This is a genomic window from Pseudomonas alcaligenes, assembly GCF_041729615.1.
GTDB classification, from domain to species: Bacteria; Pseudomonadota; Gammaproteobacteria; order Pseudomonadales; family Pseudomonadaceae; genus Aquipseudomonas; species Aquipseudomonas alcaligenes_B.
In genome coordinates, this window is the sequence record NZ_CP154874.1 from 3,013,080 (window position 1) to 3,036,666 (window position 23,587).

Below are 23,587 nucleotides of genomic sequence, written 5' to 3' on the forward strand. Positions count from 1 at the left end.
GTCAGGCCGGCACCGGCGCCTGGCAGACGTCCACCCACTCGGCGCCGACCAGCTCGGCCATGCGCCGCGGGCAGATGCGCACGGCGCTATGGATGGCGCCGGCCGCCGGCAGCACCTCGGCATAGTCCAGCAGCGAGCGGTCGCAGTACACCGGCAGCGGCGTGGCCAGGCCGAAGGGACAGACGCCGCCGACCGGGTGCCCGGTCAGCGCCACCACCGTCTCGGCATCGAGCATCTTGGCCTTGCTGCCGAAGGCTTCCTTCAGCTTGCGATTGTCCAGGCGCGCATCGCCGCGGGCGACCACCAGCAGTTCGCGCTCGCCCACGCGAAAGGCCAGGGTCTTGGCGATCTGCCCCGGCTCCACGCCGTGCGCTTCGGCGGCCAGGGCGACCGTGGCGGTGCTGGTGGCGAGCTCGATGATGGCGATTTCGGGAGCCTTGGCGGCGAAGAAGGCGCGTACCGATTGCAGACTCATGCGACTGACTTCCAGGGCGGCAAAAGCCGCATCCTTGTCGCCGCGGCTGCTGTCGTCAAGCGCCGGCGGCGCGCTCGTCGCCCTGTGGCACGGGCCACAGCTCCAGCAGGCGCGCCGGGCCGGGCGCGGCGAACAGGTAGCCCTGGAACAGCTGGCAGCCTGCATTCAGCAGTGCCTCGCGCTGCTCGGCGCTCTCCACGCCCTCGGCGATCACCTCCAGCTCTAGGCTCTGCCCCAGCGCCACTATGGTGCGGATGATGGCCGCGTCGTTGGCGTCCTCGAGCAGGTCGCGGACGAAGCAGCGGTCGATCTTCAGGCGCGACAGTGGCAGGCGCTTGAGGTAGCCGAGCGAGGAGTAGCCGGTGCCGAAGTCGTCCAGGGAAAAGCTCACGCCGCGTGCGCGCAGCTCGTTCATGCGCAGGATCAGCGCCTCGGTGTCCATCGCCAGCTGGCTCTCGGTCAGCTCCAGTTCCAGGCGGCTGGGGTCTGCGCCGCTCTGTTGGAGGATCACCAGCACCTCGTCGGCGAACTCCGGATGGTGCAGCTGGCGGGCACTGACGTTGACCGCCAGGGGCAGGCGGCCGAGTTGCGGGTGGCCGGCCCAGGCCACCAGCTGGCGGCAGGCCTCGCGCAGGATCCAGCGGCCGAGCGGGAAGATCAGGTCGGTGCTTTCCGCCAGCGGGATGAACTCGCCGGGCGGGATCAGCCCGCGCTGCGGATGCTGCCAGCGCACCAGGGCCTCGGCGCCGATCAGGCGGCCATGCCTATCCACCTGTGGCTGGTAGTGCAGCAGCAGTCCCTGGCCATCGTTCAGGCACTGGCGCAGGTCGTTCTCCAGGCGCATGCGCGCCAGGGCCTCGGCCTGCATCTGCGGGTCGAAGAAGCGCACCGCGTTGCGCCCGGCGGCCTTGGCCTGGTACATCGCTAGGTCGGCGCGCTTGAGCAGCTCCTCCACCGTGCCCTGGGCGTCGGAGAACAGGGTCACGCCGATGCTGGCCGTGCTGGTGTGCAACTGCCCCTGCAGCTCGTAGGGTTGCGCCAGGCTGCCCAGCAGCTTGCCGGCTACCGCCTCCAGCTCGGCGAACAGCTCGTTGCCGCGCGCCGACAGGTCTTCCAGCATCAGCACGAACTCGTCGCCGCCGAGGCGCGCCAGGGTGTCTTCCTGCCGTACCTGGCTGCGCAGGCGCTGGGCCACCTGCTGCAGGAAACGATCACCCATGGCATGGCCGAGGGTGTCGTTGAGGTTCTTGAAGTTGTCCAGGTCGATGAACAGCAGGGCGCCTTCCTGGTGGCTGCGCTGGTGGCGGTCGAGGGCGTGTTGCAGGCGCTCGAGCAGCAGGCGGCGGTTGGGCAGGCCGGTGAGCGGGTCGTAGAAGGCCAGCTGGTGGATCTGCTCCAGGTTGCGCTTGTGCTCGGTGATGTCGGTGGAAATGCCGCACAGGGCATAGATGCTGCCGTCCGGGCGGCGCAGCGGCAGCTTCACTGAGAGGTAGGCCTGCTCGCAGCTGCCATCCCGGCTGCGGTTGACCTCCTCCAGCTGCACCCGCTCGCCCTGCTGCAGCACGCGCCGGTCGTTGTTGCGCAGGTTGGCCACCGTGGTGGCGTCGAAGAAGGCCTCGTCGGTCTGCCCCAGCACGTCCTCGCGCGGCCGGCCGAACAGTTCGCAGACCTTGTGGTTGACGTACTGGTAACGGAACTGCGGGTCCTTGATGTAGATGTAGGCCTCGACGCTGTCGAGGATGGTGTTCAGGCGCAGCTCGCTGTTGCTCAGGTGGCGGGTCTGCTCGGCCACCTTGCGGCGCAGCAGCAGGGCGCCGGCCAGGGCCAGCAGGAGCAGGCCGGCCAGGGTCGCCAGGCCCCACCAGAGGCTGGCCGGGATCGCCAGTTCGGGCGTCCGGCCGCCCCAGCGCTGGATGATGCGGTAGTAGGGCGAGTCCTGCTGGGCCTGCCAGTCCTGCAGGTGGCGGTCGATGCTGGCCAGCAGCTCGGCGTTGCCGCCCTTGCGGGTGGCGAAGAACAGCCGGGCCGGCTGGAACACGATCGGCGTGTCGCGCAGGCCGAAGCGCTCGGCGTGGTAGTCGCCGAAGCGCTGGTTGGCCACCGCCGCATCGGCGTCACCCCTGGCGACCAGGCGAAAGCCCTGTTCCAGGCTGTCCACCGCCAGCAGGCTGGCCTGCAGGCCGAAACTGTCGAGCAGGTTGCGCAGGTACGTCTCCTGCACCGAGCCGCGCAGCACGGCCAGGCGGCGCTCCTTGAGGTCGAGGATGGAGTCCAGGCGCAGGTCGCTGCGGCTGTACAGCTGCGACCAGCTGAACAGGGCAGGGGTCTGGTGGAAGTCCAGGTAGGTGGCGCGCTCCTCGTTCCAGGCCACGTCGGGCAGCAGGTCGATCTGGCCGTCGCGGGCCAGTTCCAGGCAGCGTTGCCATTCGCAGGGCACGGCGATCAGGCGCCAGTCCTCGCGGCTGGCGATCTCGCCGAGCAGGTCGCCGAAGATGCCGCTCAGACGCCCGTCCTCGGCCAGCAGCTTGGGCTCGTTGGCATAGGTGCCGACTTTCACCGCATGCGAGGCTTCGCCCAGAAGCGGCCAGGCGGCCAGCAGCAAGCACGGCAGCAGCGCGCGCCGCAGGGAGCGTGGAGTGAGGCGCGAGGCTGTCATCCTGGCCATGACTTCCATGAGGGTCGACGCCTAAACCATAGGTGCAAAAAGCCCGCTTGGCGCGCGCTCATTCGGCCCAGCCACGCCAGACCCAGGTCATCGGGCGCGGCCCCGGCAGGTAGCTGCTGTACAGCTCGCGGATCGTGAAACCACCGGCCTTGAGCAGGGCGGGGATGTCGCGGTCGAGATGGCAGCCGCCGGCCAGCGGTTTCCACAGCGGTGTCAGGCGCTGCTGCCAGCGGCGCACGCCGGGGTCGGGCGCGCGCCCGTGCTCGCTGAACAACAGCTTGCCGCCGGGCTTGAGCACGCGGCGCATCTCGCGCAGGGCGGCCAGCGGTTCGGGGATGGTGCACAGGGTGAAGGTGCAGACGATGCTGTCGAAGCTGGCATCGGCGGCCTGGATCTGCCCTAGCTCCAGGGCGACCATCTCCAGCGGGATAGCGATCCGTTCGGCGCGCCGCCGCGCCAGGGCCTGCATCTGCGCGGCCGGGTCGACGCCGACGATGGCGCTGACCTTATCGGCGTCGTAGAAAGCCAGGTTGAGGCCGGTGCCGATGCCGATCTCCAGTACCCGGCCGCTGGCCAGCGGCACCACCTGGGCGCGGGTCTTCATCACCTGGCCCATGCCGCAGGCGAAGTCGATCAGGTGCGGCAGGATCTTCTCGTCGTAGAACCTCATCAGCGGCCCAGCCGGCGCAGCTCGTCGGACTCCACGACCCGCACGCCGTCGCCTTCCTCCAGGGCCAGGCGCCACAGCGCGCGGGCCAGCACGGCGGCCTCGATGCCGCGGTACTTGCCGGGAATCCAGCGCAGCAGCGGCGCGGCCAGGCGCTCACCGAGGCGGAACTCGCGGCGCGGGCCGAGCAGCAGGGAGGGGCGGACTATGGTCAGCTGCGGCCAGTCCATGGCCTGCAGGGCGGCTTCCATTTCACCCTTGACCCGGTTGTAGAACACCGCGGAGCGCGGATCGGCGCCCAGGGCGCTGATCACCAGCAGGTGCCGGGCGCCCAGCTCGCGGGCGCGGCGGGCGAAGGCCAGGACCAGGTCGTGATCGACGGCGCGGAACGCCTCCTGCGAGCCGGCCTGCTTGATGGTGGTGCCCAGGCAGCAGAAGGCGGCGTCGACCCGGCCGCCAAGCTGCGGCAGCAGAGCCGCCAGCTCGCCCACCGGGTTGTCCAGGTGCGGGTGTTCGGCCAGCGGGCTGCGGCTGGGCGCCAGCACGCGGCTGATGGTCGGCTCGCTGAGCAGGCGGTCGAGCAGGTGCTCGCCGGTGAGGCCGGTGGCGCCGGCGAGCAGGATGTGCTGGGGCGTCAGATACATGCTGTTTCTCCGCTGATTAACTGTCAGCTTAGAACGAAACGGCAGAACAGGCGCGGAACTGATCGCAAATCACTGCGCTTTGGTGGCGGCGGTCAGGGCCTGCTCGGCCTGCTCCCGGCGCAGCCGCTGCCAATGCTGCAGCACCGTCTCCGGCGCCCACAGCTGCGGCTCCGAGGCCTCGAAGTCCTGGGCCCGCTCGCGCTCGGCGACCTTGGCCTTGGCCAGCTCGAAGGCGCGGCCGAGTTCGTCGGTCTCGTTGAGGGCCTCGGCGAACAGGGCGCGACCGAAGTAGGTGAAGTCGTTCTCCTCGGAGCAGCCGAAGGACACCCGGTCGGCGCGCGCGGCGGTCATCACCAGGGTCTTGTCGTCCTTCAGCGGCGGAATGAAGCCACCGGAGTAGCAGGCCGAGATCACCACCACCTTGTGGCGGTCCTTGAGCGGGGCGAGCAGGGCGGCCAGCTCCGTGGCCGGCAGGTCGGCCAGCTGCAGGCGCGGCTGGTCGATGCTCAGCTCGTAGCGCCGCGAGCCGTGGCTGGTCAGGTAGAGGAACACCAGGTCCTCCGGGCCGCTGCGCTCGGCCAGGGCCTGCACGGCGCGGGTCAGGCTCTCGCGGGTGGCCAGCGGACGGTCGGCCAGGTGGTCGCGGTGGTTGGTCAGGCTGACATGGCCGCGGGCGCCGAAGCGCTCGCGCAGCAGCTTGCCGACGTAGTCGGCCTCGCGCAGGAACACACTCTGCTTGCCGTCGCCGGCCAGGGTCAGGCTGTACAGCTCGAGCGCCGGGGTGGAAGCGGGCAGGGCGTCCAGCGTCTGCTGCAGGAGCTGGCCCTGTTGCAGCAGGCCGAGTTCCAGCGGATCGGGACGGGCCTGGCCGCCGGCCTCGCGCAGCAGCGTGCCGTCGCGCCAGATGCCCTCGGTGCGGCTGCCGTCGCTGGCGGTCAGGGTGCCGTTGCCGGCGTATTCGCCATCGACGAACTGGCCCTGGTAGACGCTGCCGTCGGCCAGGCTCAGCTTGCCCTGGCCGTGGAAGCGCCAGTAGCGGAATTCGCCTGCGTAGTGGCGCCCGTCGGCGCCGCGGAATTCGCCCTTGCCGTTGAGGGTGCCGTGGCTGAAGCGACCGCTCCAGACATCGCCCGCGCCATCCTGGTAACGCCCCTGGCCGTGGAACTGGTCGTCGCGGAATTCGCCGCTGTAGCTCTCGCCGTCGCTGCCCTGGTAACTGCCCTCACCCTGCAGCAGGCCGCCCTTGAAGGTGCCGCTGAAACTGCCCTGGGCATTGCTGCGGCGGCCTTCGCCTTGCGGCTCGCCGCGCTCGAACTGGCCCTGGAAACGGGTGCCGTCCGGCCACTCGAGGGTGCCCAGGCCATGGTAGCGGTCGGCACGGAACTGCCCGCGATAGCTCACGCCGCCCTGCTGCAGGTGGCCCTCGCCATGCAGGCGGCCCTGCTTGAAGCCGCCCTCGTAGACGCTGCCGTCGGCGTAGACCAGCTTGCCCTGGCCATCGAACAGGCCCTGGCGGAATTCGCCCTGGTAGTGCTCGCCGCCGGCGCCGTGCCACTCGCCGCGACCGTCGAACAGGCCGTCCTTGAACTGGCCCTGGTAGTACATGCCGTTGGCGTAGTCGATGCGCCCCTTGCCCTGCAGCAGGCCATCGACCAGCTCGCCGCGGTAGCGGCCGCCATCGGGCAGCACGGCGTCTGGCGGCAGCAGCGGCTCGCCGTCACCGCAGGCGGCGAGCAGCAAGGCGAGGGTCAGCGGGGCGAGGTGGCGGTGCATGGCGGACGTCCTGGTCGGGGGATGTCCCGAGTATGCCGCAGGCCGGTGGCCGCTCCAATGCAAACGGGGCGCCTGAGCGCCCCGTTGCCGCGAAGTGGCCTGCCTTCAGACGAAGCAGAGGGTCAGCGGCTCGGCGATGTAGGCGGGCTTCTCCTCGCCTTCGATCTCCAGGGTGGCCTGGGCCTTGATCAGCCACTGGCCGGGGCGCTTCTCGGTGACTTCGAGGATGCTCACCGCCAGGCGCACGCGCGAGTCGACCTTGACCGGCTGGATGAAGCGCACGCTGTCCAGGCCGTAGTTGACCGCCATCTTCAGGCCTTCCGGCATGATCATCAGGCTTTCCATCAGCATGGGGATCAGCGACAGGCTGAGGAAACCGTGGGCGATGGTGGAGCCGAAAGGCGTGTGCTTGGCCTTGACCGGGTCGACATGGATGAACTGGTGGTCGCCGGTGCATTCGGCGAACTGGTTGATGCGCTGCTGATCGATGGTCAGCCATTGCGAGCGTCCGAGCTCTTTGCCTACGTAGGATTGCAGTTGCGATACGGGTACAAACGGCATAGATCCTCCTTGAGGATGCAGGTTACTTGTTGTTCTTGGCGATGAACCTAGCTGGCCCTAGATCAGCATGAGTCGGCGCCCGGGGTCAAGCCGAACGTCGCGGTTTATGGCGGCCCCTCAGGCATGCCTATAATGGCCGCGCCATCCCCGCCGGAGACCTCTGCCATGCTGCTTCGCGGCCTGACCTGGCTGGTGCTGTTCCAGTTGCTCGGTACCGCCCTCAACGTCCTGTTCCTGTCCATGCTGCCCGGGCCGATCATCGGCATGCTGCTGCTGTTCGCCTTCCTGCTGCTGCGGGGCGAGGTGGGCGAGCCGCTCAGCGAGGCCGCCGGCGGCCTGCTGCGCTACCTGCCGCTGCTGCTGGTGCCGCCGGCGGTGGGGGTGATGGTCTATGCCGAGCAGATCGCCGCCGACTTCTGGGCCCTGGCCGGTGCCCTGGGCCTGTCGCTGCTGGTGTCCCTGCTGTTCGCCGGCTGGCTGATGCAGAAGCTGATCGACCGCCAGGCGCGGCGCGGGGAGCAGTCATGAGCCCGCCCTGGCAGGCCGCCATGCAGGCGGTGATCCACCACCCGCTGTTCGGCGTCGGCATCACCCTGGCGGTCTACCAGTTGGCGCTGGCCGCCTACGAGCGCACCCGCTGGGTGTTCCTGCAGCCGGTGCTGGTGTCCATGACCGTGCTGATCGGCGTGCTGCTGGCCGCCGGGCTGAGCTACCAGGAATACCGCGACAGCACCTTCCTGCTCAGCGTGCTGCTGGGGCCGACCACGGTGGCCCTGGCCGTGCCGCTGTTTCTCAACCTCAAGCGCATCCGCCAGCTGTTCTGGCCGACCCTGATCACTCTGCTGGTGGCCGGCCTGCTCGCCACCTTGCTGGGCGTGGCGTTGGCCTGGGCCTTCGGCGCCGAGCGGATGATGCTGATGACCCTGGCGCCCAAGTCGGTGACCTCGCCCATCGCCATGCTGGTGGCCGAGCAGATCGGTGGGGTGGCGGCGCTGGCGGCGGTGTTCGTGCTGATCACCGGGGTGCTCGGCGCCATCTGCGGGCCGGAGCTGTTGCGTGGCATTGGCGTGCGCCACCCGGCGGCCCAGGGCATGGCGCTGGGCATCACCGCCCACGCGGTGGGCACGGCGCGGGCGCTTCAGGAAGGCGAGGAGAGCGGCGCCTTCGCCGCCCTGGCCATGAGTCTGATGGGCGTGCTGACCGCCGTGCTGCTGCCCCTGGCCGTGGCGCTGATCGCATGAGGGGGCTCGCGATGGACTATCCGCTGTTTCCGCTCAACACCGTGCTGTTCCCTGGCTGCGTGCTCGACCTGCAGATATTCGAGGCACGCTACCTGGACATGGTCAGCACCTGCATGCGCCGTGGCGAGGGCTTCGGCGTGGTCGGCATCCTCGAGGGCCAGGAGGCCGGCGAGGCGGCCAGGCGTTTCTCGGCGCTGGGCTGCGAGGCGCTGATCCGCGACTTCCAGCAGCGCCCCAACGGCCTGCTGGGCATTCGCGTCGAAGGGGGGCGGCGTTTTCGCGTCGGCCGCGTCGAGGTGCAGCCCAACCAGCTGACCCTGGCCGAGGTGGACTGGCTGGGCGAGGCCGCGGATGCGCCGCTGCTGGCCGAGCACGCCGACCTCGCGGCCTTGCTCGGCGCCCTGGCCGAACACCCGCTGGTGGCTGGGCTGGGCATGGGCGGGGTGGTCGCGGGCCAGCAGGCGCTGGCCAACCAGCTGGCCTATCTGCTGCCGTTCTCCGTCGAGCAGAAGCTGCAGGTGCTGCTGCAGGACGATCCCCTGCGCCGCCTGCAGCTGATCCAGTCCTTCCTCGACCAGCTGCAGGGCGAGATGACCGCCTGAGCCGGCTCAGTACTGGTATTTCTGGATCGCCTCGGGCAGCGCCCAGAGGCTCGCCGTGCCGAGCAGGGCCAGGGTCGCCGGCAGGATCAGCCACCAGGTCCGCGCGCCCAGCGGCTGCATCGGCTGGCGCCGCTGCAGCCAGGCCAGGCAGGCGGCGCAGACGCTGCCGGCGAGCAGGGCGCCGGCGAGGATGTCGGTCGGCCAGTGCACCCCCAGGTAGACCCGCGACAGGGCGATGGCCACCGCCGGCAGGCTGGCCAGCAGCAGCCAGGTCAGGCGCGAGCGGGCCGGCGCGCCGCGGCCGGCCAGCACGCCGAGGGCGAGGAAGCAGGCGAAGGCGGCGGAGCTGTGGCCGCTGGGCAGGCTGAAGGTGTCCAGCGGCTGCAGCAGCACATCCGGGCGGGCGCGGGCGAAGAGGTGCTTGAGGCCCGTGTTGGCCAGCGCCGTCAGCAGCATGCAGCCACCCACGAACAAGGCGGCCTGGATGCGCCGGGCCAGCAGCAGGAGCAGGGTCAGCAGGACGCCGGCGGCCACCTGGGTGCTGAAGTCACCCATGCGCGTGACCAGTACGGCCAGGCTGTCCAGGCTGGCGCTGCGCTGCTCCTGGACCAGCGCCAGCAGGCCCTGGTCCAGTGCCTGCAGCTGTTCCACGCCGAGCAGCAGGGCGAGCAGCAGGCTGCCGCTGAGGCCCGCGGCCGCGGCGGTGGCCCAGCGCTGTTCGCGCAGGCTGCTGTGGATCACTACCAGCAGCATCAGGCCGATACCGGCGGCGACTACCCCGGTGGCGCTCCAGAAGCCTTCCGGCAGCGGCAGGCGCAGTGCCGCGCCGGTGGCCCAGCCGGGCAGCATATAGGCCAGCGCCCAGCCGGCGGCGGCCAGCAGGCTGACCAGGGCGAAACGCACCACGGGCATGTCGAGCATACCGGCCACCAGCGGCAGCATCGGCCGCAGCGGGCCGATGTAGCGGCCGACCAGCAGGCTTACCACGCCGTAGCGCTGGAAGTAGCTTTCCGCGCCTTCCAGCCACTCGGGGTGCTCGCGCAACACCGGCAGGCGCCGGATGCCCTGGTGGAAGCGCCGGCCTATGGCATAGGACAGCGCATCGCCAAGCAGGCCGCCGGCGTAGGCCAGCAGCAGCGTCTCTCCCAGGCTGAGGGCGCCACTGCCGGCCATCACGCTGAGGGCGAACAGCAGCACGGTACCGGGTATCAGGATGCCGGCCACGGCCAGGCATTCCAGGCAGGCGACCAGGAAAATGGCCAGTCCCAGCCATTCCGGATTGCCCTCCAGCCAGCTCGACAGATTGGCGAACCATGCGCTCATGTGCATTCCTCGGCAGTCAGTAGAAAGTAGTCGCGACCTTCGACCTGGCCGCGGCGCAACGGGTTGCGGGTGCAGTGGCGGGCGTGGGCGGCGTCGACGAAGCGGTAGGGCAGGTGTTCGTCACGCCCGGTCGGTATGCCCAGGCGGGTGGTCTGGATGATCTGCGCTGGGCGCTCGCCGACATCCTCGACGAACAGGCGCAGCGGGTCGAAGCGCCGGCCGTCCCAGTCCGGCACCTTCAGGCCCAGCGCTCGGCACAGCAGGGTCTGCCCGGCGCACAGGCGCTCCGGTGGGCGTGGGGCGCCGCTGGCCGAGGGGTTGTTGGCCTGCATGCGCTGCAGGGCGTCCGCCGCGCAGTGCGCATCCAGCCAGGGCAGGGCCGACTTGATCAGCACGGCATTGCCCGGCCCCTGGGCGCTGAAGTTCAGCGAGTCGCCGCCGCGGGCGTAGTACATGTAGATGTGGCCGCCGTCCATGAACAGGGCGCGGCGCTTCTCGGTGTAGCCGAGCGAGGCGTGGCTGCCCTTTTCCGCCAGGTAGTAGGCCTCGGTCTCGATGATCCGCGCGGCCAGCCAGTGGCCCTGCTGGCGATGGCGGATGACCTTGCCCAGCAGGGCCCGGGCGAGGCTCTGCGCGTCGCGGTCGAAGAAGTCGTCGGGCAGGGCCTGGGCTTCGGGCCAGGGTGGGGTGGGGCGCGCGCTCATGGGCTGTCCGGGTAGGGAGACGGCGGCGATCTTAGCAATCCCCGGCTTAAATGAGGCTGAATCCTGCTGTTATGGCGCCGTCCGCCTGGCAATGCTGGGCGTGGCGGGGTACGCCGGCTATAATCAGCCACTTTTTCCAACCGTCAGACCTTCGCCGACCATGACCGAGTCCGTGCTCGACTATATGACCCGCCTGGGCCGCGCCGCGCGCGCCGCCTCGCGGGTGCTCGCCCGGGCCAGCACCGCGCAGAAGAACCATGCGCTGCAGGCCGCCGCCAATGCCCTCGACGCCGCCCGCGCCGAGCTGACCGCCGCCAACGAGCTGGACCTGGCCGCCGCCCGCGCTAATGGCCTGGAGCCAGCCATGGTCGACCGCCTGGCGCTGACGCCGAAAGTGATCGACAGCATGATCGAGGGCCTGCGCCAGGTCGCCACCCTGCCGGACCCGATCGGCGAGATCCAGGGCATGCGCTACCTGCCGTCCGGTATCCAGGTCGGCAAGATGCGCGTGCCGCTGGGCGTGATCGGCATCATCTACGAGTCGCGCCCCAACGTGACCATCGATGCCGCCAGCCTGTGCCTGAAGTCCGGCAACGCCACCATCCTGCGCGGCGGCTCCGAGGCCATCCATTCCAACCAGGCGATCGCCCGCTGCATCCAGCTCGGCCTGGCCGAGGCCGGCCTGCCGGCCAGCGCCGTGCAGGTGGTGGAGACTACCGACCGCGCCGCCGTCGGCGCGCTGATCACCATGCCGGAGTTCGTCGACGTCATCGTGCCGCGCGGCGGCAAGGGCCTGATCGAGCGCATCAGCCGCGACGCCAAGGTGCCGGTGATCAAGCACCTGGACGGCGTCTGCCATGTCTACGTGGACAGCGCCGCCGATCTGGACAAGGCCATCCGCGTCTGCGACAACGCCAAGACCCAGCGCTACTCGCCGTGCAACACCATGGAGACGCTGCTGGTGCATGCCAGCATCGCCGCGCGCGTGCTGCCGCCGCTGGCCGCCATCTACCGCGACAAGGGCGTGGAACTGCGCGGCGATGGCGCCACCCGCACGCTGCTCGGCAGCGACGTGCTGGAAGCGACCGAGGATGACTGGTACGCCGAGTACAACGCGCCGATCCTGGCCATTCGCATCGTCGACTCGCTGGAGGCGGCCATCGAGCACATCAACGCCTACGGCTCGCACCATACCGACGCGATCATCACCGAGAACTTCAGCGATGCCCGGCGCTTCCTCACCGAGGTGGATTCCGCCTCGGTGATGGTCAATGCCTCGACCCGCTTCGCCGACGGCTTCGAGTACGGCCTGGGCGCGGAGATCGGCATCTCCACCGACAAGCTGCACGCCCGAGGCCCGGTCGGCCTGGAAGGCCTGACCAGCGAGAAGTACGTGGTGTTCGGCGACGGGCACATCCGCACCTGATGGCCCGACGCGACGGCGCGCGGCGCATCGGTCTGCTCGGCGGCACCTTCAACCCGGTGCACATCGGCCACCTGCGCGGCGCCCTGGAAGTGAGCGAGCTGCTGGACCTGGATGAGCTGCGGCTGATTCCCAGCGCCCGTCCGCCGCACCGCGAGGCGCCGCAGGTCACGGCCGAGCAGCGCCTGGCCATGGCCCGCCTGGCGGTGGCCGGCGAGCCGCGGCTGACGGTCGATGACCGCGAGCTGCGCCGCGACAAGCCGTCGTTCACCTTCGACACCCTGGCGTCGCTGCGTGACGAGCTGGCGGCGGACGACCAGTTGTTCCTCCTGCTGGGCTGGGATGCCTTCTGCGGGTTGCCGACCTGGCATCGCTGGCAGGAGCTGCTGGGGCATTGCCATATCCTCGTGCTGCAGCGGCCGGATGCCGACAGCGAGCCGTCCGAGGCGCTGCGCGACCTGCTCGCCGCGCGCAGCGTGACCGATCCGCGGAGCCTCTCGGGGCCGAGCGGGCAGATCAGTTTCATCTGGCAGGCGCCGCTCGCGGTGTCCGCCACCCAGATACGCCAGTTGCTGGCGCAGGGCCGTTCGGTACGTTTTCTGCTGCCCGACGCCGTGCTGGCCTATATCCATGCGCACGACCTGTACCGTGCGACAACCGTTTCATGAGGTAACGATGCAAAACGAAGAACTGGTCCGGGTCGCGGTAGACGCCCTGGAAGAACTCAAAGGCAAGGACATCACCACCATCGATGTGCGCGGCAAGACCAGCGTCACCGATTTCATGGTGATCGCCAGCGGTACCTCCAGTCGCCACGTCAAGTCGCTGGCCGAGAACGTGCTGGAGAAGGTCAAGGAGCAGGGCGTGCGCCCGCTCGGCAACGAAGGCCTGGATGGCGGCGAATGGGCCCTGCTCGACCTGGGCGACGTGGTGGTCCACGTGATGCAGGTCGCCACCCGCCAGTTCTACGACCTGGAGCGCCTGTGGCAGGGTGCCGAGCAGAGCCGCGCGCACCATCAGGACGCGGCGGAGTAAGTCTGCGCCGTGCGTATCAAGCTGATCGCCGTCGGCTCGCGCATGCCGCGCTGGGTGGAGGAGGGCTGGCAGGAGTACGTCAAGCGCCTGCCGTCCGAGTTGCCGCTGGAGCTGGTGGAGATCCCGCTGACCACCCGCGGCAAGAATGCCGACGTCGCCCGCCTGATCCGTCAGGAGGGCGAGGCCATGCTGAGCAAGGTGCAGCCCGGTGAACGCATCGTGACCCTGGAGGTCACAGGCAAGCCATGGAGTACCGAGCAGCTGGCGGCCGAGCTGGAGCGCTGGCGCCTGGATGCGCGCACCGTCAACCTGATGGTCGGCGGCCCCGAGGGGCTGGCGCCGGAGGTGTGCGCGCGCAGCGAGCAGCGCTGGTCGCTGTCGCCGCTGACCCTGCCGCACCCGCTGGTGCGCATCCTGCTCGGCGAACAGATCTATCGCGCCTGGACCGTGCTGTCCGGCCACCCGTACCACAAGTAAGCAGTAGTCGATGCCACAGCCCATTCGCCTCAAGGACCACGAGAAGGACGCCCGCCTGGTGCGTCGTCGCGTCGTCGTCGGCGGCGTCGCGGTGCTGTTGCTGACCTGCGTGCTGGTCGCGCGCATGTACTACCTGCAGGTGATCCAGTACGAGCACCACACCACCCTGGCGGAGAACAACCGCATCCACGTGCAGCCGATCCCGCCGACCCGCGGCCTGATCTTCGACCGCAACGGGGTGATCATCGCCGACAACCGTCCCAGCTTCAGCCTGACCGTGACCCGCGAGCGCGCCGGCGACTGGCAGCAGGTGCTGGATGTGATAGTCGAGGTGCTGGAGCTGGCTCCGGACGACCGCGCCCTGTTCGAGAAGCGCATGCGCCAGGGGCGCCGGCCGTTCGAGCCGGTGCCGGTGCTGTTCGAGCTGTCTGAGGAGCAGATCGCTCGCATCGCGGTCAACCAGTTCCGCCTGCCCGGCGTGGATGTGGCGGCCCAGCTGGTGCGCCACTACCCGCAGAAGGCGCGCTTCGCCCACTCGGTCGGCTACGTCGGGCGGATCAACGAGAAGGAGCTCAAGGAGCTCGACCCCACCGACTACGCCGGTACCCACCACATCGGCAAGACCGGCGTCGAGCGCTTCTATGAGGACCTGCTGCACGGCCAGGTGGGCTACGAGGAAGTCGAGACCAACGCCCGCGGTCGGGTGCTGCGGGTGCTCAAGCGTACCGATCCGACGCCGGGCATGGACCTGACCCTGACCCTCGATGCCAGGCTGCAGGAGGCCGCTGAGCAGGCACTGGGGGACCGGCGCGGTGCCGTGGTGGCGATCGAGCCGGCCAGCGGCGATGTGTTGGCCATGGTCAGCATGCCCAGTTTCGATCCCAACCCCTTCGTCACCGGCATCGGCTTCAAGGCCTATGCCGAGCTGCGCGACTCCATCGACCGGCCGTTGTACAACCGCGTGCTGCGCGGCCTCTACCCGCCGGGCTCGACGATCAAGCCGATGGTCGCGGTGGCCGGCCTGGATGCCGGGGTGATCACCCCGCAGACCCGGGTGTTCGACCCCGGCTACTACCAGCTGCCCGGCCACAGCCACAAGTACCGCAACTGGAACCGCCTGGGCGATGGCTCGGTGAACATGGAGTTCGCCATCATGCGTTCCAACGACACCTACTTCTACGACCTGGCGCGCAAGATGGGCGTCGATCGCCTGCACGACTACATGACCCGCTTCGGCCTGGGCCAGCGGGTGTCGCTGGACATGTTCGAGGAAACCGCCGGGCTGATGCCCTCGCGCGAGTGGAAGCGCGCGCGCTATCGCCAGGCCTGGTACCCGGGCGAGACCCTGATCCTCGGCATCGGCCAGGGCTACATGCAGACCACGCCGCTGCAGCTGGCGCAGGCCACCGTGCTGATGGCCACCCATGGCAAGTGGATCCGCCCGCACCTGCTCAAGGAGGCCGAGGGGCAGACGCCGCAGCAGCTGATGGCCGACGGCGCCATGGATGGCATGCAGACCCCGCCGGACATCGTGCTGCGCGACGACAAGTTCTGGGACTACGGGCGCCAGGGCATGGAGGCGGTGATGCACGGCCCGCGCGGTACCGCGGCCAAGGTCGGTGCCGCGTCCGTCTATCGCATCGCCGGCAAGAGCGGCACGGCGCAGGTGGTGGCGATCAAGCAGGGCGAGAAGTACGACCGCAACAAGGTCCACGAGCGCCATCGCGACCATGCCCTGTTCGTCGCCTTCGCCCCCGCCGAGGCGCCGAAGATCGCCGTGGCGGTGATGGTGGAGAACGGCGAGTCCGGCTCCGGTGTCGCCGCGCCGGTGGTCAAGCAGGTCATGGACGCCTGGCTGCTCGGCCCCGATGGCCAGCTCAAGCCGGAATACCGCCCGCCGGCCCCGCTCACCGAAGAGGTTCGCGCGCAGCGATGAAACGTCAGGAATTCGACCGCACCATTTCCGACGAGGACGTGTTCAAGCGCCGCGCCAGCCTGCTGCAGCGCCTGCACATCGATGGCTGGCTGCTGCTGATCCTGCTGGCCCTGTGTGCCGGCAGCCTGTTCGTGCTGTATTCGGCCAGCGGCAAGAACTGGGACCTGGTGATCAAGCAGGGCACCTCGTTCGGCATCGGCCTGGTCGCCGCCATCGTCATCGCCCAGTTCGAGCCGCGCTTCATGGCGCGCTGGGTGCCGCTGGCCTACCTGGCCGGCGTCGGCCTGCTGATGGCGGTGGAAGTCATGGGCCACACGGCCATGGGGGCAACCCGCTGGATCAACATTCCCGGGGTGATCCGCTTCCAGCCCTCGGAATTCATGAAGATCATCATGCCGGCGACCATCGCCTGGTACCTGGCGCGGCACAACTTGCCGCCCAAGCTCAAGCACATCGTCGTCAGCCTGGTGCTGATCCTGATTCCCTTCGTGCTCATCCTGAAACAGCCCGACCTGGGCACCGGCCTGCTGATCCTCGCCTCCGGCGCCTTCGTGCTATTCATGGCCGGCCTGCAGTGGCGCTGGATCCTCGGCGCGGCGGCGGCCGTGGTGCCGATCGCCATCGCCATGTGGTTCTTCGTGCTGCACCAGTACCAGAAGCAGCGGGTGCTGACCTTCCTCAACCCGGAGAGCGACCCGCTGGGCACCGGCTGGAACATCATCCAGTCCAAGGCGGCCATCGGTTCCGGCGGCGTATTCGGCAAGGGCTGGCTGCTCGGCACCCAGTCGCACCTGGATTTTTTGCCGGAAAGCCACACGGACTTTATCATTGCCGTGCTGAGCGAAGAGTTCGGCATGGTTGGGGTGTGCATCCTGCTGTTGGTCTACCTGCTGCTGATCGGACGTGGCCTGGTGATCACCGCCAATGCGCAGACCCTGTTCGGCAAGCTGCTGGCCGGTAGCCTGACCATGACCTTCTTCGTCTATGTATTCGTGAACATCGGCATGGTCAGCGGACTGTTGCCGGTGGTGGGGGTGCCCCTGCCCTTCATTAGCTACGGCGGAACCCATCTGGTGACGCTGTTGTCTGGGTTTGGGGTTTTGATGGCGATCCAGACGCACCGCAAGTGGATCGCCCAGGCATGACAAGAGTGCAGAATTTGAAACAGGCAATACGCAGCTGGGGTGTCGCCATGATGGCGCTGCTCGGCACGCTCGGGCAGGCTCAGGCCGCCGGGGAATACCAGGGTTCGGCCAAGGTGGCCGAGTTCGTCGGCGAAATGACCCGTGACCACGGCTTCGCCGCCGAGCAGCTGACCGCGCTGTTCGACCAGGTTGAACGCAAGCAGGCGATCCTCGACGCCATCTCCCGCCCGGCCGAGAAGGTCAAGCCGTGGAAGGAGTACCGGCCGATCTTCATCACCGAGGCGCGCATCAGCAAGGGCGTGGACTTCTGGAACCAGCACGCCGAGGCCCTGGCCCGCGCCGAGCGGGAGTACGGCGTGCCGGCCGAGGTGATCGTCTCGATCATCGGCGTGGAGACCTTCTACGGCGGCAATACCGGCAGCTGGCGCGTGCTCGATGCGCTGTCGACCCTGTGCTTCGACTATCCGCCGCGCGCCGAATTTTTCTGCCAGCAGCTGCGCGAGTTCCTCATCCTGGCCCGCGAGCAGCAGGTCGAGCCGCTCAGCCTCAAGGGCTCCTACGCCGGTGCGATGGGCCTGCCGCAATTCATGCCGAGCAGTTTCCGCGCCTACGCCGTGGACTTCGACGGCGACGGCCATATCGACATCTGGACCAACCCGGTGGATGCCATCGGCAGCGTCGCCAGCTACTTCAAGCGCCATGGCTGGGCCACCGGCGAACCGGTGGTCAGCCGCGCCCAGGTCAAGGGCGAGCAGGCCGACAGCGGCCTGACCGTGGGCCTCGACCCGGTGAAGAAGGTCGGCGAGCTGCGCGCCCTCGGCTGGACTAGCGGCGATGTGCTGCGCGACGACATCCCGGTCACCGCCTTCCGCTTCGACGGCGCCGAAGGCCAGGAATACTGGATGGGCCTGCCCAACTTCTACGTGATCACCCGCTACAATCGCAGCGCCATGTACGCCATGGCCGTCCATCAACTGTCCGGCGAACTGCTCGCCAAGCGGGGCCGTCCGTGAAACCCATGCTGCGCACCCTGGCCGTCGGCGCCTTCGGTCTGGTCCTGGTCAGCTGTTCCAGCAGCCGTGCGCCGCAGCCGATGGAGCCGGGCAGCCAGCCGATCTCCGGTCCGGCGCAGTACAACCGCCCGCACCGCGACGGCGCGCCCTGGTGGGACGTCGACGTGTCGCGCATCCCCGATGCCGTGCCGATGCCGCACTACGGCAACTTCAAGGCCAATCCCTACACGGTGATGGGCAAGACCTACTACCCGATCCGTGACAGCCGGCGCTACGTTGCCACCGGCATCGCCTCCTGGTACGGCACCAAGTTCCACGGCCAGGCCACCGCCAACGGCGAGGCCTACGACCTGTACGGCATGACCGCCGCGCACAAGACCCTGCCGCTGCCCAGCTATGTGCGGGTGACCAACCTGGACAACGGCAAGAGCGTGATCCTGCGGGTCAACGACCGCGGCCCGTTCTATTCCGATCGCATCATCGACCTGTCCTTCGCCGCGGCGAAGAAGCTCGGCTATGCCGAGAGCGGCACCGCGCGGGTCAAGGTTGAGGGCATCGACCCGCACGAGTGGTGGGCCGCCCAAGGCCGCCCGGTGCCGATGGTGCTGGCGCAGCCGAAGATGGCTGGCCAGGGCGCGCCGGCCGTCGCCGAGCCGGTGGCGGTGGCCGCCAGCCAGCCGATCGAGCAGTACACGCCGCCGCCCACGCAGCACGCCGCAGCCGTGCTGCCGGTGCAGATCGACGTAAAAAAAAACGCTACGCCCGCAGCCTCTGGCCTGTATCTCCAAGTGGCCGCCTTCGCCAATCCGGACGCTGCGGAACTTCTCAAGGCCAAGCTGAGCCAAACGGTGCCTGCCAAGGTGTTTATCAGCTCGGTGGTGCGCAACCAGCAGATCTTGCACCGGGTCCGGCTGGGGCCGGTCGAAACCCAGGCTGAGGCCCAGCAGCTGCAGGACAGCGTGCGCCTGGCCAACCTGGGCGACCCCGCCCTGGTCAAGCCGGACTAGCGCCTTCGCGCGTCACCCCTCGGGGCGGCGCTGAATGCAGGCGGACTCCGGTCCGCCTGTTCCATTGTTGAACAGCCACTTCAGAGAGACGGATGAACATCGCCCGCTTTGCCCAACGCCTTTCCCTGCTCGTCACGCTGCTGGCCGCGCCTGTGCTCGCGTCCGCCGAATCGGCGATTCCCTCGCCGCCGCAACTGGCCGCCAAGTCCTATGTGCTGATGGACGCCGCCAGTGGCAAGGTGCTGGTGGAGAACAACGGCGACCAGCGCCTGCCCCCGGCCAGCCTGACCAAGCTGATGACCGCCTACATCGCCACCCTGGAGATCCGCAAGGGCAAGATCGGCGAGCAGGACCTGGTCACCGTCAGCGAGCACGCCTGGCGCACCGGCGGCGCGGCCTCCGGCGGCTCCACCATGTTCCTACCGCTGAACAGCCAGGTGACGGTGGATGACCTGCTGCACGGCATCATCATCCAGTCCGGCAACGATGCCAGCATCGCCATCGCCGAGTACATCGCCGGCAGCGAAGACGCCTTCGCCGACATGATGAACGAGACTGCCGAGAAGCTCGGCATGAAGAACTCGCACTTCATGAACGCCACCGGCCTGCCGCATCCGGAGCACTACTCCAGCGCCCACGACATGGCCATCCTGGCCCGCGCCATCATCAACGAGGACCAGGAGCACTACGCGATCTACTCGCAGAAGGAGTTCCACTGGAACAACATCAAGCAGGGCAACCGCAACCTGCTGCTGTGGCGCGACAGCACCGTCGATGGCCTGAAGACCGGCCACACCGAGGAAGCCGGCTACTGCCTGGTGGCCTCCGCCGTGCGCGACGGCGCGCGCATGATCACCTCGGTGTTCGGTACCGACAGCGAGAAGACCCGCGCCGCCGAGACCCAGAAGCTGCTGACCTACGGCTTCCGCTTCTTCGAGACCCAGACCTTCTACAAGCAGGGTCAGGAGCTGGCCCAGGCCCAGGTGTGGAAGGGCGTCAGCCGTCAGGTCAAGGCCGGCCTGGCCGAGGACCTCAGCCTGACCCTGCCCAAGGGCCAGATCAAGCAGCTGCAGGCCGCCATGGTGCTGGAGCCGCAGCTGGTGGCGCCGCTCAAGCAGGGCGACGTGATCGGCAAGGTCGAGGTCAAGCTCGGCGAGCAGGTGATCCACAGCGCCGACCTGATCGCCCTGGAGCCGGTGGAGGAGGGTGGTTTCTTCCGCCGCCTGTGGGATAGCATCCGCCTGTTCTTCTTCGGCCTGTTCAACTGACTGACCGGCGTGCCTTGAAAAGCGCAGGGCGCGCGCCCATCTTGCCGACAGGCCGGCGCGCCGCGGAGCCGGCCCGATCATGATCATGGACGCCCCCTCGCGGGGCGTTCTGTTTTTCTCGCGGGTCATGAACCCGGAGTAGTGCGATGACCGATACCGAAGTACAAGCCCCGAAAATCGAATTCCCCTGCGAACGCTACCCGATCAAGGTGATCGGCGAGGCCGGCGAAGGCTTCGCCGACCTGGTGGTGGAAGTGATCCAGCGCCATGCGCCGGGCTTCGACGCCACCAGCCTGGTGGTGCGCGACAGCCGCAACGGCCGCTTCCTCTCCGTGCAGGTGCTGATCACCGCCACCGGCGTGGAGCAGCTGCAGGCGATCCATGTCGACCTGAAAGCCACCGGTCGCGTACACATGGTGCTCTGATGGCCGAACTGGTCGTGCGTCACCTGGGTCTGGCGGAGTACCTGCCGACCCTGGAAGCCATGCGCCGCTTCACCGCCGAGCGTGATGAGTCGACCCCCGACGAGATCTGGCTGCTGCAGCACCCGCGGGTGTTCACCCAGGGGCAGGCCGGCAAGGCCGAGCACCTGCTGGCGCCCGGCGATATCCCGGTGATCCAGGTCGAGCGCGGTGGCCAGGTCACCTACCACGGCCCCGGCCAGCTGGTGGCCTACCTGATGCTCAATCTGCGCCGGCAGAAGCTGGGCGTGCGCGAGCTGGTCACGGCGATGGAGAACGCGCTGGTCGACGTGCTGGCCAGCTATGGCATCGAGGCGGCGCCCAAGGCCGACGCCCCGGGCGTCTACGTCGCCGGCGACAAGATCGCCTCGCTGGGCCTGCGGGTGCGCAATGGCTGCTCGTTTCACGGCCTGGCGCTGAACGTCGACATGGACATGACGCCGTTCCTGCGCATCAACCCCTGTGGTTACGCCGGTCTGAAGATGGTCCAGCTCAGGGACCTGCTGGAAACCCCGCCCGCGCTGGACGAGGTGGCGCAGCGCCTGGAGCACGCCCTGCGCGAGCGTCTGGGTTACCGCTGAGGTTGAGATAGACACCAAGCAAAAGGCCCTGGGGCGGATGCCACAGGGCCTTTTCTGTTTCCAGGCTGAGATCAGTTCAGGTTGAGCGCCGGAATCAGGCTGTCGTCCTGCTGCTGCCCGGGAACCGGGGCGGGGGCGGCCAGGCCCAGGTTGTTCTTCTCGAACACCCGGTCGGCACGGTAGCTGGAACGCACCAGCGGGCCGGCGGCGACTTCCATGAAGCCCTTCTCCAGGCCGATGTCGCGCAGGCGGTTGAACTCCTCGGGGCTGACCCAGCGCTGCACCTTGAGGTGGTTGCGCGTGGGCTGCAGGTACTGGCCGAGGGTGAGGATGTCCACGCCGATGGCACGCAGGTCATCCATGGTCTGCAGGATTTCCTCGTCGGTCTCGCCCAGGCCGAGCATCAGGCTGGTCTTGGTGATGACCGAGGGGCGGTGCTGCTTGGCGAACTCCAGTACCTTGAGCGTTTTCTCATAGCCGGCGCGCGGATCGCGTACCACATGGGTCAGGCGCTTGACCGTCTCGACGTTCTGGGCGAACACCTCGAGGCCGGAGTCCACCACGCGGGCGATGGCCTCGCGGTCGCCGTCGAAGTCCGGGGTCAGGGCCTCCACCACCACCTGCGGGGTGTTGGCCTTGATCGCCTGCACGCAGGCGGCGTAGTGTGCGGCGCCGCCGTCGGGCAGGTCGTCGCGGTCCACCGAGGTCAGCACGATGTAGCGCAGGCCCATCAGCTCCACCGACTTGGCGGTGTTCTGCGGCTCCTCCTGGTCCAGCCAGCCGTTCGGGTTGCCGGTATCGACCGCGCAGAAACGGCAGGCACGGGTGCACACCGAACCCATCAGCATGATGGTGGCGGTGCCGTTGGACCAGCATTCGCCCATGTTCGGGCAGTGGGATTCCTGGCACACGGTGCTCAGGCGGTGCTCGCCGACATTGCGCTTGACCGCATCGAAGCGGCTGCCACTCGGTGCCTTGACCCGCAGCCAGCTCGGTTTGGGCTCGACGACCTGGGGCTCGGCCGAGGCGCGGCGCTTCTGGCCATCCTTGATCGCGGTGATGCCCTGCGGCGTGCGGAATTTTTCTCCGCTGGCGACGGGCTTGGGCGGGGCTGTGTCGGACATCTTGAGCTCGGCTCCGGTAGGGGCTTCGTTGGCGGGGCTTGTGGCCGGCGCCCAGTCTACCATAGGGCACCGCGAGCGGCTGCCAGCGCCGGTCGGCGGGGCTCTGCGCCGTTGCGCGCGCTCAGGGCTTGAGCTGGTTGGCGAACTGCTCCACCGCCTGCACCACCTGCTTGGCGCCCTCCTGAATCTCGACGATGACGGCGCCGGCCTGGTTGGCCAGGTCCAGTCCCTGTTCGGCCTGCTCGCGGCTGCTGGCCATGCTGTCCACCGCGTTCTGCGCCAGGGTCTGGTTCTTCTGCACCACCTCGACGATCTCCTCGGTGGCCTGGCTGGTGCGCCCGGCCAGCTGGCGTACCTCATCGGCTACCACGGCGAAGCCGCGGCCCTGGTCGCCGGCGCGGGCCGCTTCGATAGCGGCGTTGAGGGCGAGCAGGTTGGTCTGGTCGGCGATGCCGCGGATGGTCTGCATGATGGTGCTGATCAGCTGCGACTGTCTGCCCAGGGCCGCGATGCCATCGCTGGCCTCCTGCAGCTGGCGGGCAATGCGCTGCATCACCTCGACCGTCTGGCGCACCACGGCGGCGCCCTTGTCGGCGCTGCCGTCGGTTTGCTGGGAGATGCCGTAGGCGATGCTCGCCGCCTCGGCCACGGCCTGCTCCTGGCTGATCTGGTCGGTGACCACGGTGGCGAACTTGACCACTTTGTACAGCTTGCCGTGGGGATCGAGGATCGGGTTGTAGGAGGCCTCCAGCCACACCACCCGGCCATGGTTGTCGACTCGCTTGAAGCGCCCGGCGACGAATTCGCCGCGGTTCAGTCGGGCCCAGAAGTCGCGGTAGGCCTGCGAGTTGTACTCCTCCGGCTCGCAGAACATGCGGTGGTGCTTGCCCCGGATCTGCTCCAGGCGATAGCCCATGCCGTCGAGGAAACGCTGGTTGGCGCTCAGCACCTCGCCGGCCAGGTTGAACTCGATCACCGCGGTGGAGCGCAGCAGGGCATCGATCAGGCCTTCGTGCTCGCGGGAGGTGCTGATGGTACGGGTCAGGTCGGTCGCGCAGAGGGTGAAGTAGGCCAGTTCGCCGTGCGCGTTCAGCACGGGTTGCCAGATGGCGCGCAGCCAGGCTTCCTCGCCGTTGCCGCGCAGCAGGCGGTAGGCGCCGCAGAGGTGCTCGCGCTGGCGCAGCGCCTGCTGCAGTCTCTGGTAGTTGGACTCGCGGCGAAAGGATTCGGGAATCAGCGAGTCCAGTGGGCGGCCGAGCAGCGCGTCGCCGGAATAGAGCATTTCGTCGAGGAAGTTGTCGTTGGCGTAGCGCACCCGGCCGTCGGCCTCGATCTCCAGCACCAGCATCTCGCTGTACAGCGAGTCCTTGATCTGACGCATGCTGGCCAGTTCGTTACGCAGCTGGGCCAGTTCATCCTTCAGCTTGTTGTTGAACATCGGCAAAGCACCCCTGGGCATGTG

General features: G+C 68.6%; 24 protein-coding genes and 1 pseudogene. 14 read left to right on the forward strand and 11 right to left on the reverse strand.

All coding sequences use genetic code 11. The features are described 5' to 3' along the window. Position 1: 1 nt before the first annotated feature. The 6 genes from AAG092_RS14510 to AAG092_RS14535 all read right to left on the reverse strand — a co-directional run bounded on the left by AAG092_RS14510 (position 2) and on the right by AAG092_RS14535 (position 6,785). The gene (locus AAG092_RS14510; protein WP_373387227.1) at positions 2 to 475 is read right to left on the reverse strand and encodes a YbaK/EbsC family protein; all 474 of its coding nucleotides are present in this window, start codon (positions 473 to 475) and stop codon (positions 2 to 4) included. A 55-nt stretch (positions 476 to 530) separates the two neighbouring features. Next, complete coding sequence (locus AAG092_RS14515) at positions 531 to 3,140, reverse strand: EAL domain-containing protein (protein ID WP_373387228.1); 2,610 nt, start codon at positions 3,138 to 3,140, stop codon at positions 531 to 533. A gap of 58 nt (positions 3,141 to 3,198) precedes the next feature. After that, positions 3,199 to 3,810, reverse strand: coding sequence for a class I SAM-dependent methyltransferase (locus tag AAG092_RS14520; RefSeq protein WP_373387229.1), 612 nt, complete (start codon positions 3,808 to 3,810; stop codon positions 3,199 to 3,201). Next, entirely contained in the window at positions 3,810 to 4,451 is a 642-nt protein-coding gene (locus tag AAG092_RS14525; RefSeq protein WP_110683945.1) for an oxidoreductase, read from the reverse strand. The genes AAG092_RS14520 and AAG092_RS14525 overlap by 1 nt, the downstream gene beginning before the upstream one ends. A gap of 69 nt (positions 4,452 to 4,520) precedes the next feature. Beyond that, entirely contained in the window at positions 4,521 to 6,224 is a 1,704-nt protein-coding gene (locus AAG092_RS14530) for a C13 family peptidase (RefSeq protein ID WP_373387230.1), read from the reverse strand. A gap of 105 nt (positions 6,225 to 6,329) precedes the next feature. Next, positions 6,330 to 6,785: a MaoC family dehydratase gene (locus AAG092_RS14535; RefSeq protein WP_110683943.1), complete on the reverse strand. Its 456-nt coding sequence runs from the start codon at positions 6,783 to 6,785 to the stop codon at positions 6,330 to 6,332. 165 nt (positions 6,786 to 6,950) lie between these two features. Here AAG092_RS14535 and AAG092_RS14540 point away from each other — a divergent pair, with 165 nt between their 5' ends. Genes AAG092_RS14540 through AAG092_RS14550 form a run of 3 tightly spaced genes read left to right on the forward strand, consistent with a single transcriptional unit; the run spans position 6,951 to position 8,628 of the window. Next, positions 6,951 to 7,313, forward strand: coding sequence for a CidA/LrgA family protein (locus AAG092_RS14540; RefSeq protein ID WP_373387231.1), 363 nt, complete (start codon positions 6,951 to 6,953; stop codon positions 7,311 to 7,313). Next, the gene (locus tag AAG092_RS14545) at positions 7,310 to 8,026 is read left to right on the forward strand and encodes an LrgB family protein (protein ID WP_373387232.1); all 717 of its coding nucleotides are present in this window, start codon (positions 7,310 to 7,312) and stop codon (positions 8,024 to 8,026) included. The genes AAG092_RS14540 and AAG092_RS14545 overlap by 4 nt, the downstream gene beginning before the upstream one ends. A gap of 11 nt (positions 8,027 to 8,037) precedes the next feature. Next, a complete protein-coding gene (locus AAG092_RS14550) occupies positions 8,038 to 8,628 on the forward strand; it encodes an LON peptidase substrate-binding domain-containing protein (protein ID WP_373387233.1) in 591 nt (196 codons plus the stop codon). 6 nt (positions 8,629 to 8,634) lie between these two features. Here the strand turns inward: AAG092_RS14550 and AAG092_RS14555 are convergent, their stop codons facing one another. Both AAG092_RS14555 and AAG092_RS14560 read right to left on the reverse strand, forming a co-directional pair. Further along, entirely contained in the window at positions 8,635 to 9,951 is a 1,317-nt protein-coding gene (locus AAG092_RS14555; RefSeq protein WP_373387234.1) for a bifunctional DedA family/phosphatase PAP2 family protein, read from the reverse strand. After that, a complete protein-coding gene (locus tag AAG092_RS14560; protein WP_373387235.1) occupies positions 9,948 to 10,655 on the reverse strand; it encodes a DNA-3-methyladenine glycosylase in 708 nt (235 codons plus the stop codon). Before AAG092_RS14560 ends, AAG092_RS14555 begins: the two co-directional genes overlap by 4 nt. A 160-nt stretch (positions 10,656 to 10,815) precedes the next feature. On the opposite strand from AAG092_RS14560, the gene AAG092_RS14565 reads away from it, so the two are divergent. The 11 genes from AAG092_RS14565 (at position 10,816) to lipB (ending at position 21,001) form a co-directional block, all read left to right on the forward strand. Then, positions 10,816 to 12,081, forward strand: coding sequence for a glutamate-5-semialdehyde dehydrogenase (locus tag AAG092_RS14565; RefSeq protein ID WP_373387236.1), 1,266 nt, complete (start codon positions 10,816 to 10,818; stop codon positions 12,079 to 12,081). After that, positions 12,081 to 12,746, forward strand: a complete 666-nt coding sequence (gene nadD, locus AAG092_RS14570; RefSeq protein WP_373387237.1) for a nicotinate-nucleotide adenylyltransferase — start codon at positions 12,081 to 12,083, stop codon at positions 12,744 to 12,746. The genes AAG092_RS14565 and nadD overlap by 1 nt, the downstream gene beginning before the upstream one ends. A 7-nt stretch (positions 12,747 to 12,753) precedes the next feature. Beyond that, positions 12,754 to 13,113: a ribosome silencing factor gene (gene rsfS, locus AAG092_RS14575; RefSeq protein ID WP_110683935.1), complete on the forward strand. Its 360-nt coding sequence runs from the start codon at positions 12,754 to 12,756 to the stop codon at positions 13,111 to 13,113. Positions 13,114 to 13,122: 9 nt separating this feature from the next. After that, complete coding sequence (gene rlmH / locus AAG092_RS14580; protein WP_373387238.1) at positions 13,123 to 13,590, forward strand: 23S rRNA (pseudouridine(1915)-N(3))-methyltransferase RlmH; 468 nt, start codon at positions 13,123 to 13,125, stop codon at positions 13,588 to 13,590. A 10-nt stretch (positions 13,591 to 13,600) separates the two neighbouring features. Next, positions 13,601 to 15,526, forward strand: a complete 1,926-nt coding sequence (mrdA, locus tag AAG092_RS14585; RefSeq protein WP_373387239.1) for a penicillin-binding protein 2 — start codon at positions 13,601 to 13,603, stop codon at positions 15,524 to 15,526. Then, positions 15,523 to 16,671, forward strand: a complete 1,149-nt coding sequence (gene rodA / locus AAG092_RS14590; RefSeq protein ID WP_373387240.1) for a rod shape-determining protein RodA — start codon at positions 15,523 to 15,525, stop codon at positions 16,669 to 16,671. The genes mrdA and rodA overlap by 4 nt, the downstream gene beginning before the upstream one ends. Beyond that, positions 16,668 to 17,684, forward strand: a complete 1,017-nt coding sequence (gene mltB, locus AAG092_RS14595) for a lytic murein transglycosylase B (protein ID WP_373387241.1) — start codon at positions 16,668 to 16,670, stop codon at positions 17,682 to 17,684. The genes rodA and mltB overlap by 4 nt, the downstream gene beginning before the upstream one ends. A gap of 5 nt (positions 17,685 to 17,689) precedes the next feature. After that, positions 17,690 to 18,691, forward strand: a complete 1,002-nt coding sequence (locus tag AAG092_RS14600; RefSeq protein WP_373389599.1) for a septal ring lytic transglycosylase RlpA family protein — start codon at positions 17,690 to 17,692, stop codon at positions 18,689 to 18,691. A 92-nt stretch (positions 18,692 to 18,783) separates the two neighbouring features. Then, positions 18,784 to 19,959, forward strand: coding sequence for a D-alanyl-D-alanine carboxypeptidase family protein (locus tag AAG092_RS14605; protein ID WP_373387242.1), 1,176 nt, complete (start codon positions 18,784 to 18,786; stop codon positions 19,957 to 19,959). Positions 19,960 to 20,105: 146 nt separating this feature from the next. Then, entirely contained in the window at positions 20,106 to 20,384 is a 279-nt protein-coding gene (locus AAG092_RS14610) for a DUF493 domain-containing protein (RefSeq protein WP_373387243.1), read from the forward strand. Further along, positions 20,384 to 21,001, forward strand: coding sequence for a lipoyl(octanoyl) transferase LipB (gene lipB / locus AAG092_RS14615; RefSeq protein WP_373387244.1), 618 nt, complete (start codon positions 20,384 to 20,386; stop codon positions 20,999 to 21,001). The genes AAG092_RS14610 and lipB overlap by 1 nt, the downstream gene beginning before the upstream one ends. A gap of 71 nt (positions 21,002 to 21,072) precedes the next feature. Here the strand turns inward: lipB and lipA are convergent, their stop codons facing one another. The 3 genes and pseudogenes from lipA to AAG092_RS14630 form a co-directional block, all read right to left on the reverse strand. Beyond that, positions 21,073 to 22,125 (reverse strand): lipoyl synthase, encoded by a 1,053-nt coding sequence (gene lipA, locus AAG092_RS14620; RefSeq protein ID WP_373387245.1) that lies wholly within the window; start codon positions 22,123 to 22,125, stop codon positions 21,073 to 21,075. A 121-nt stretch (positions 22,126 to 22,246) separates the two neighbouring features. Next, positions 22,247 to 22,807 carry a methyl-accepting chemotaxis protein gene (locus AAG092_RS14625; protein ID WP_373389600.1) on the reverse strand — a complete coding sequence of 187 codons (561 nt, stop codon included), beginning with the start codon at positions 22,805 to 22,807 and terminating at the stop codon, positions 22,247 to 22,249. Beyond that, positions 22,787 to 23,584, reverse strand: a pseudogene (locus tag AAG092_RS14630) (PAS domain-containing protein); the annotation flags it as partial. The pseudogene AAG092_RS14630 and the gene AAG092_RS14625, both read right to left, overlap by 21 nt. Positions 23,585 to 23,587 lie beyond the last annotated feature (3 nt).

What these genes read in the sequence shown, in the direction of transcription:
- AAG092_RS14510 (WP_373387227.1), bottom strand. Translation starts at nt 475, where the DNA reads ATGAGTCTGCAATCGGTACGCGCCTTCTTCGCCGCCAAGGCTCCCGAA.
- AAG092_RS14515 (WP_373387228.1), bottom strand. Translation starts at nt 3,140, where the DNA reads ATGGCCAGGATGACAGCCTCGCGCCTCACTCCACGCTCCCTGCGGCGC.
- AAG092_RS14520 (WP_373387229.1), bottom strand. Translation starts at nt 3,810, where the DNA reads ATGAGGTTCTACGACGAGAAGATCCTGCCGCACCTGATCGACTTCGCC.
- AAG092_RS14525 (WP_110683945.1), bottom strand. Translation starts at nt 4,451, where the DNA reads ATGTATCTGACGCCCCAGCACATCCTGCTCGCCGGCGCCACCGGCCTC.
- AAG092_RS14530 (WP_373387230.1), bottom strand. Translation starts at nt 6,224, where the DNA reads ATGCACCGCCACCTCGCCCCGCTGACCCTCGCCTTGCTGCTCGCCGCC.
- AAG092_RS14535 (WP_110683943.1), bottom strand. Translation starts at nt 6,785, where the DNA reads ATGCCGTTTGTACCCGTATCGCAACTGCAATCCTACGTAGGCAAAGAG.
- AAG092_RS14540 (WP_373387231.1), top strand. Translation starts at nt 6,951, where the DNA reads ATGCTGCTTCGCGGCCTGACCTGGCTGGTGCTGTTCCAGTTGCTCGGT.
- AAG092_RS14545 (WP_373387232.1), top strand. Translation starts at nt 7,310, where the DNA reads ATGAGCCCGCCCTGGCAGGCCGCCATGCAGGCGGTGATCCACCACCCG.
- AAG092_RS14550 (WP_373387233.1), top strand. Translation starts at nt 8,038, where the DNA reads ATGGACTATCCGCTGTTTCCGCTCAACACCGTGCTGTTCCCTGGCTGC.
- AAG092_RS14555 (WP_373387234.1), bottom strand. Translation starts at nt 9,951, where the DNA reads ATGAGCGCATGGTTCGCCAATCTGTCGAGCTGGCTGGAGGGCAATCCG.
- AAG092_RS14560 (WP_373387235.1), bottom strand. Translation starts at nt 10,655, where the DNA reads ATGAGCGCGCGCCCCACCCCACCCTGGCCCGAAGCCCAGGCCCTGCCC.
- AAG092_RS14565 (WP_373387236.1), top strand. Translation starts at nt 10,816, where the DNA reads ATGACCGAGTCCGTGCTCGACTATATGACCCGCCTGGGCCGCGCCGCG.
- nadD (WP_373387237.1), top strand. Translation starts at nt 12,081, where the DNA reads ATGGCCCGACGCGACGGCGCGCGGCGCATCGGTCTGCTCGGCGGCACC.
- rsfS (WP_110683935.1), top strand. Translation starts at nt 12,754, where the DNA reads ATGCAAAACGAAGAACTGGTCCGGGTCGCGGTAGACGCCCTGGAAGAA.
- mrdA (WP_373387239.1), top strand. Translation starts at nt 13,601, where the DNA reads ATGCCACAGCCCATTCGCCTCAAGGACCACGAGAAGGACGCCCGCCTG.
- rodA (WP_373387240.1), top strand. Translation starts at nt 15,523, where the DNA reads ATGAAACGTCAGGAATTCGACCGCACCATTTCCGACGAGGACGTGTTC.
- mltB (WP_373387241.1), top strand. Translation starts at nt 16,668, where the DNA reads ATGACAAGAGTGCAGAATTTGAAACAGGCAATACGCAGCTGGGGTGTC.
- AAG092_RS14600 (WP_373389599.1), top strand. Translation starts at nt 17,690, where the DNA reads ATGCTGCGCACCCTGGCCGTCGGCGCCTTCGGTCTGGTCCTGGTCAGC.
- AAG092_RS14605 (WP_373387242.1), top strand. Translation starts at nt 18,784, where the DNA reads ATGAACATCGCCCGCTTTGCCCAACGCCTTTCCCTGCTCGTCACGCTG.
- AAG092_RS14610 (WP_373387243.1), top strand. Translation starts at nt 20,106, where the DNA reads ATGACCGATACCGAAGTACAAGCCCCGAAAATCGAATTCCCCTGCGAA.
- lipB (WP_373387244.1), top strand. Translation starts at nt 20,384, where the DNA reads ATGGCCGAACTGGTCGTGCGTCACCTGGGTCTGGCGGAGTACCTGCCG.
- lipA (WP_373387245.1), bottom strand. Translation starts at nt 22,125, where the DNA reads ATGTCCGACACAGCCCCGCCCAAGCCCGTCGCCAGCGGAGAAAAATTC.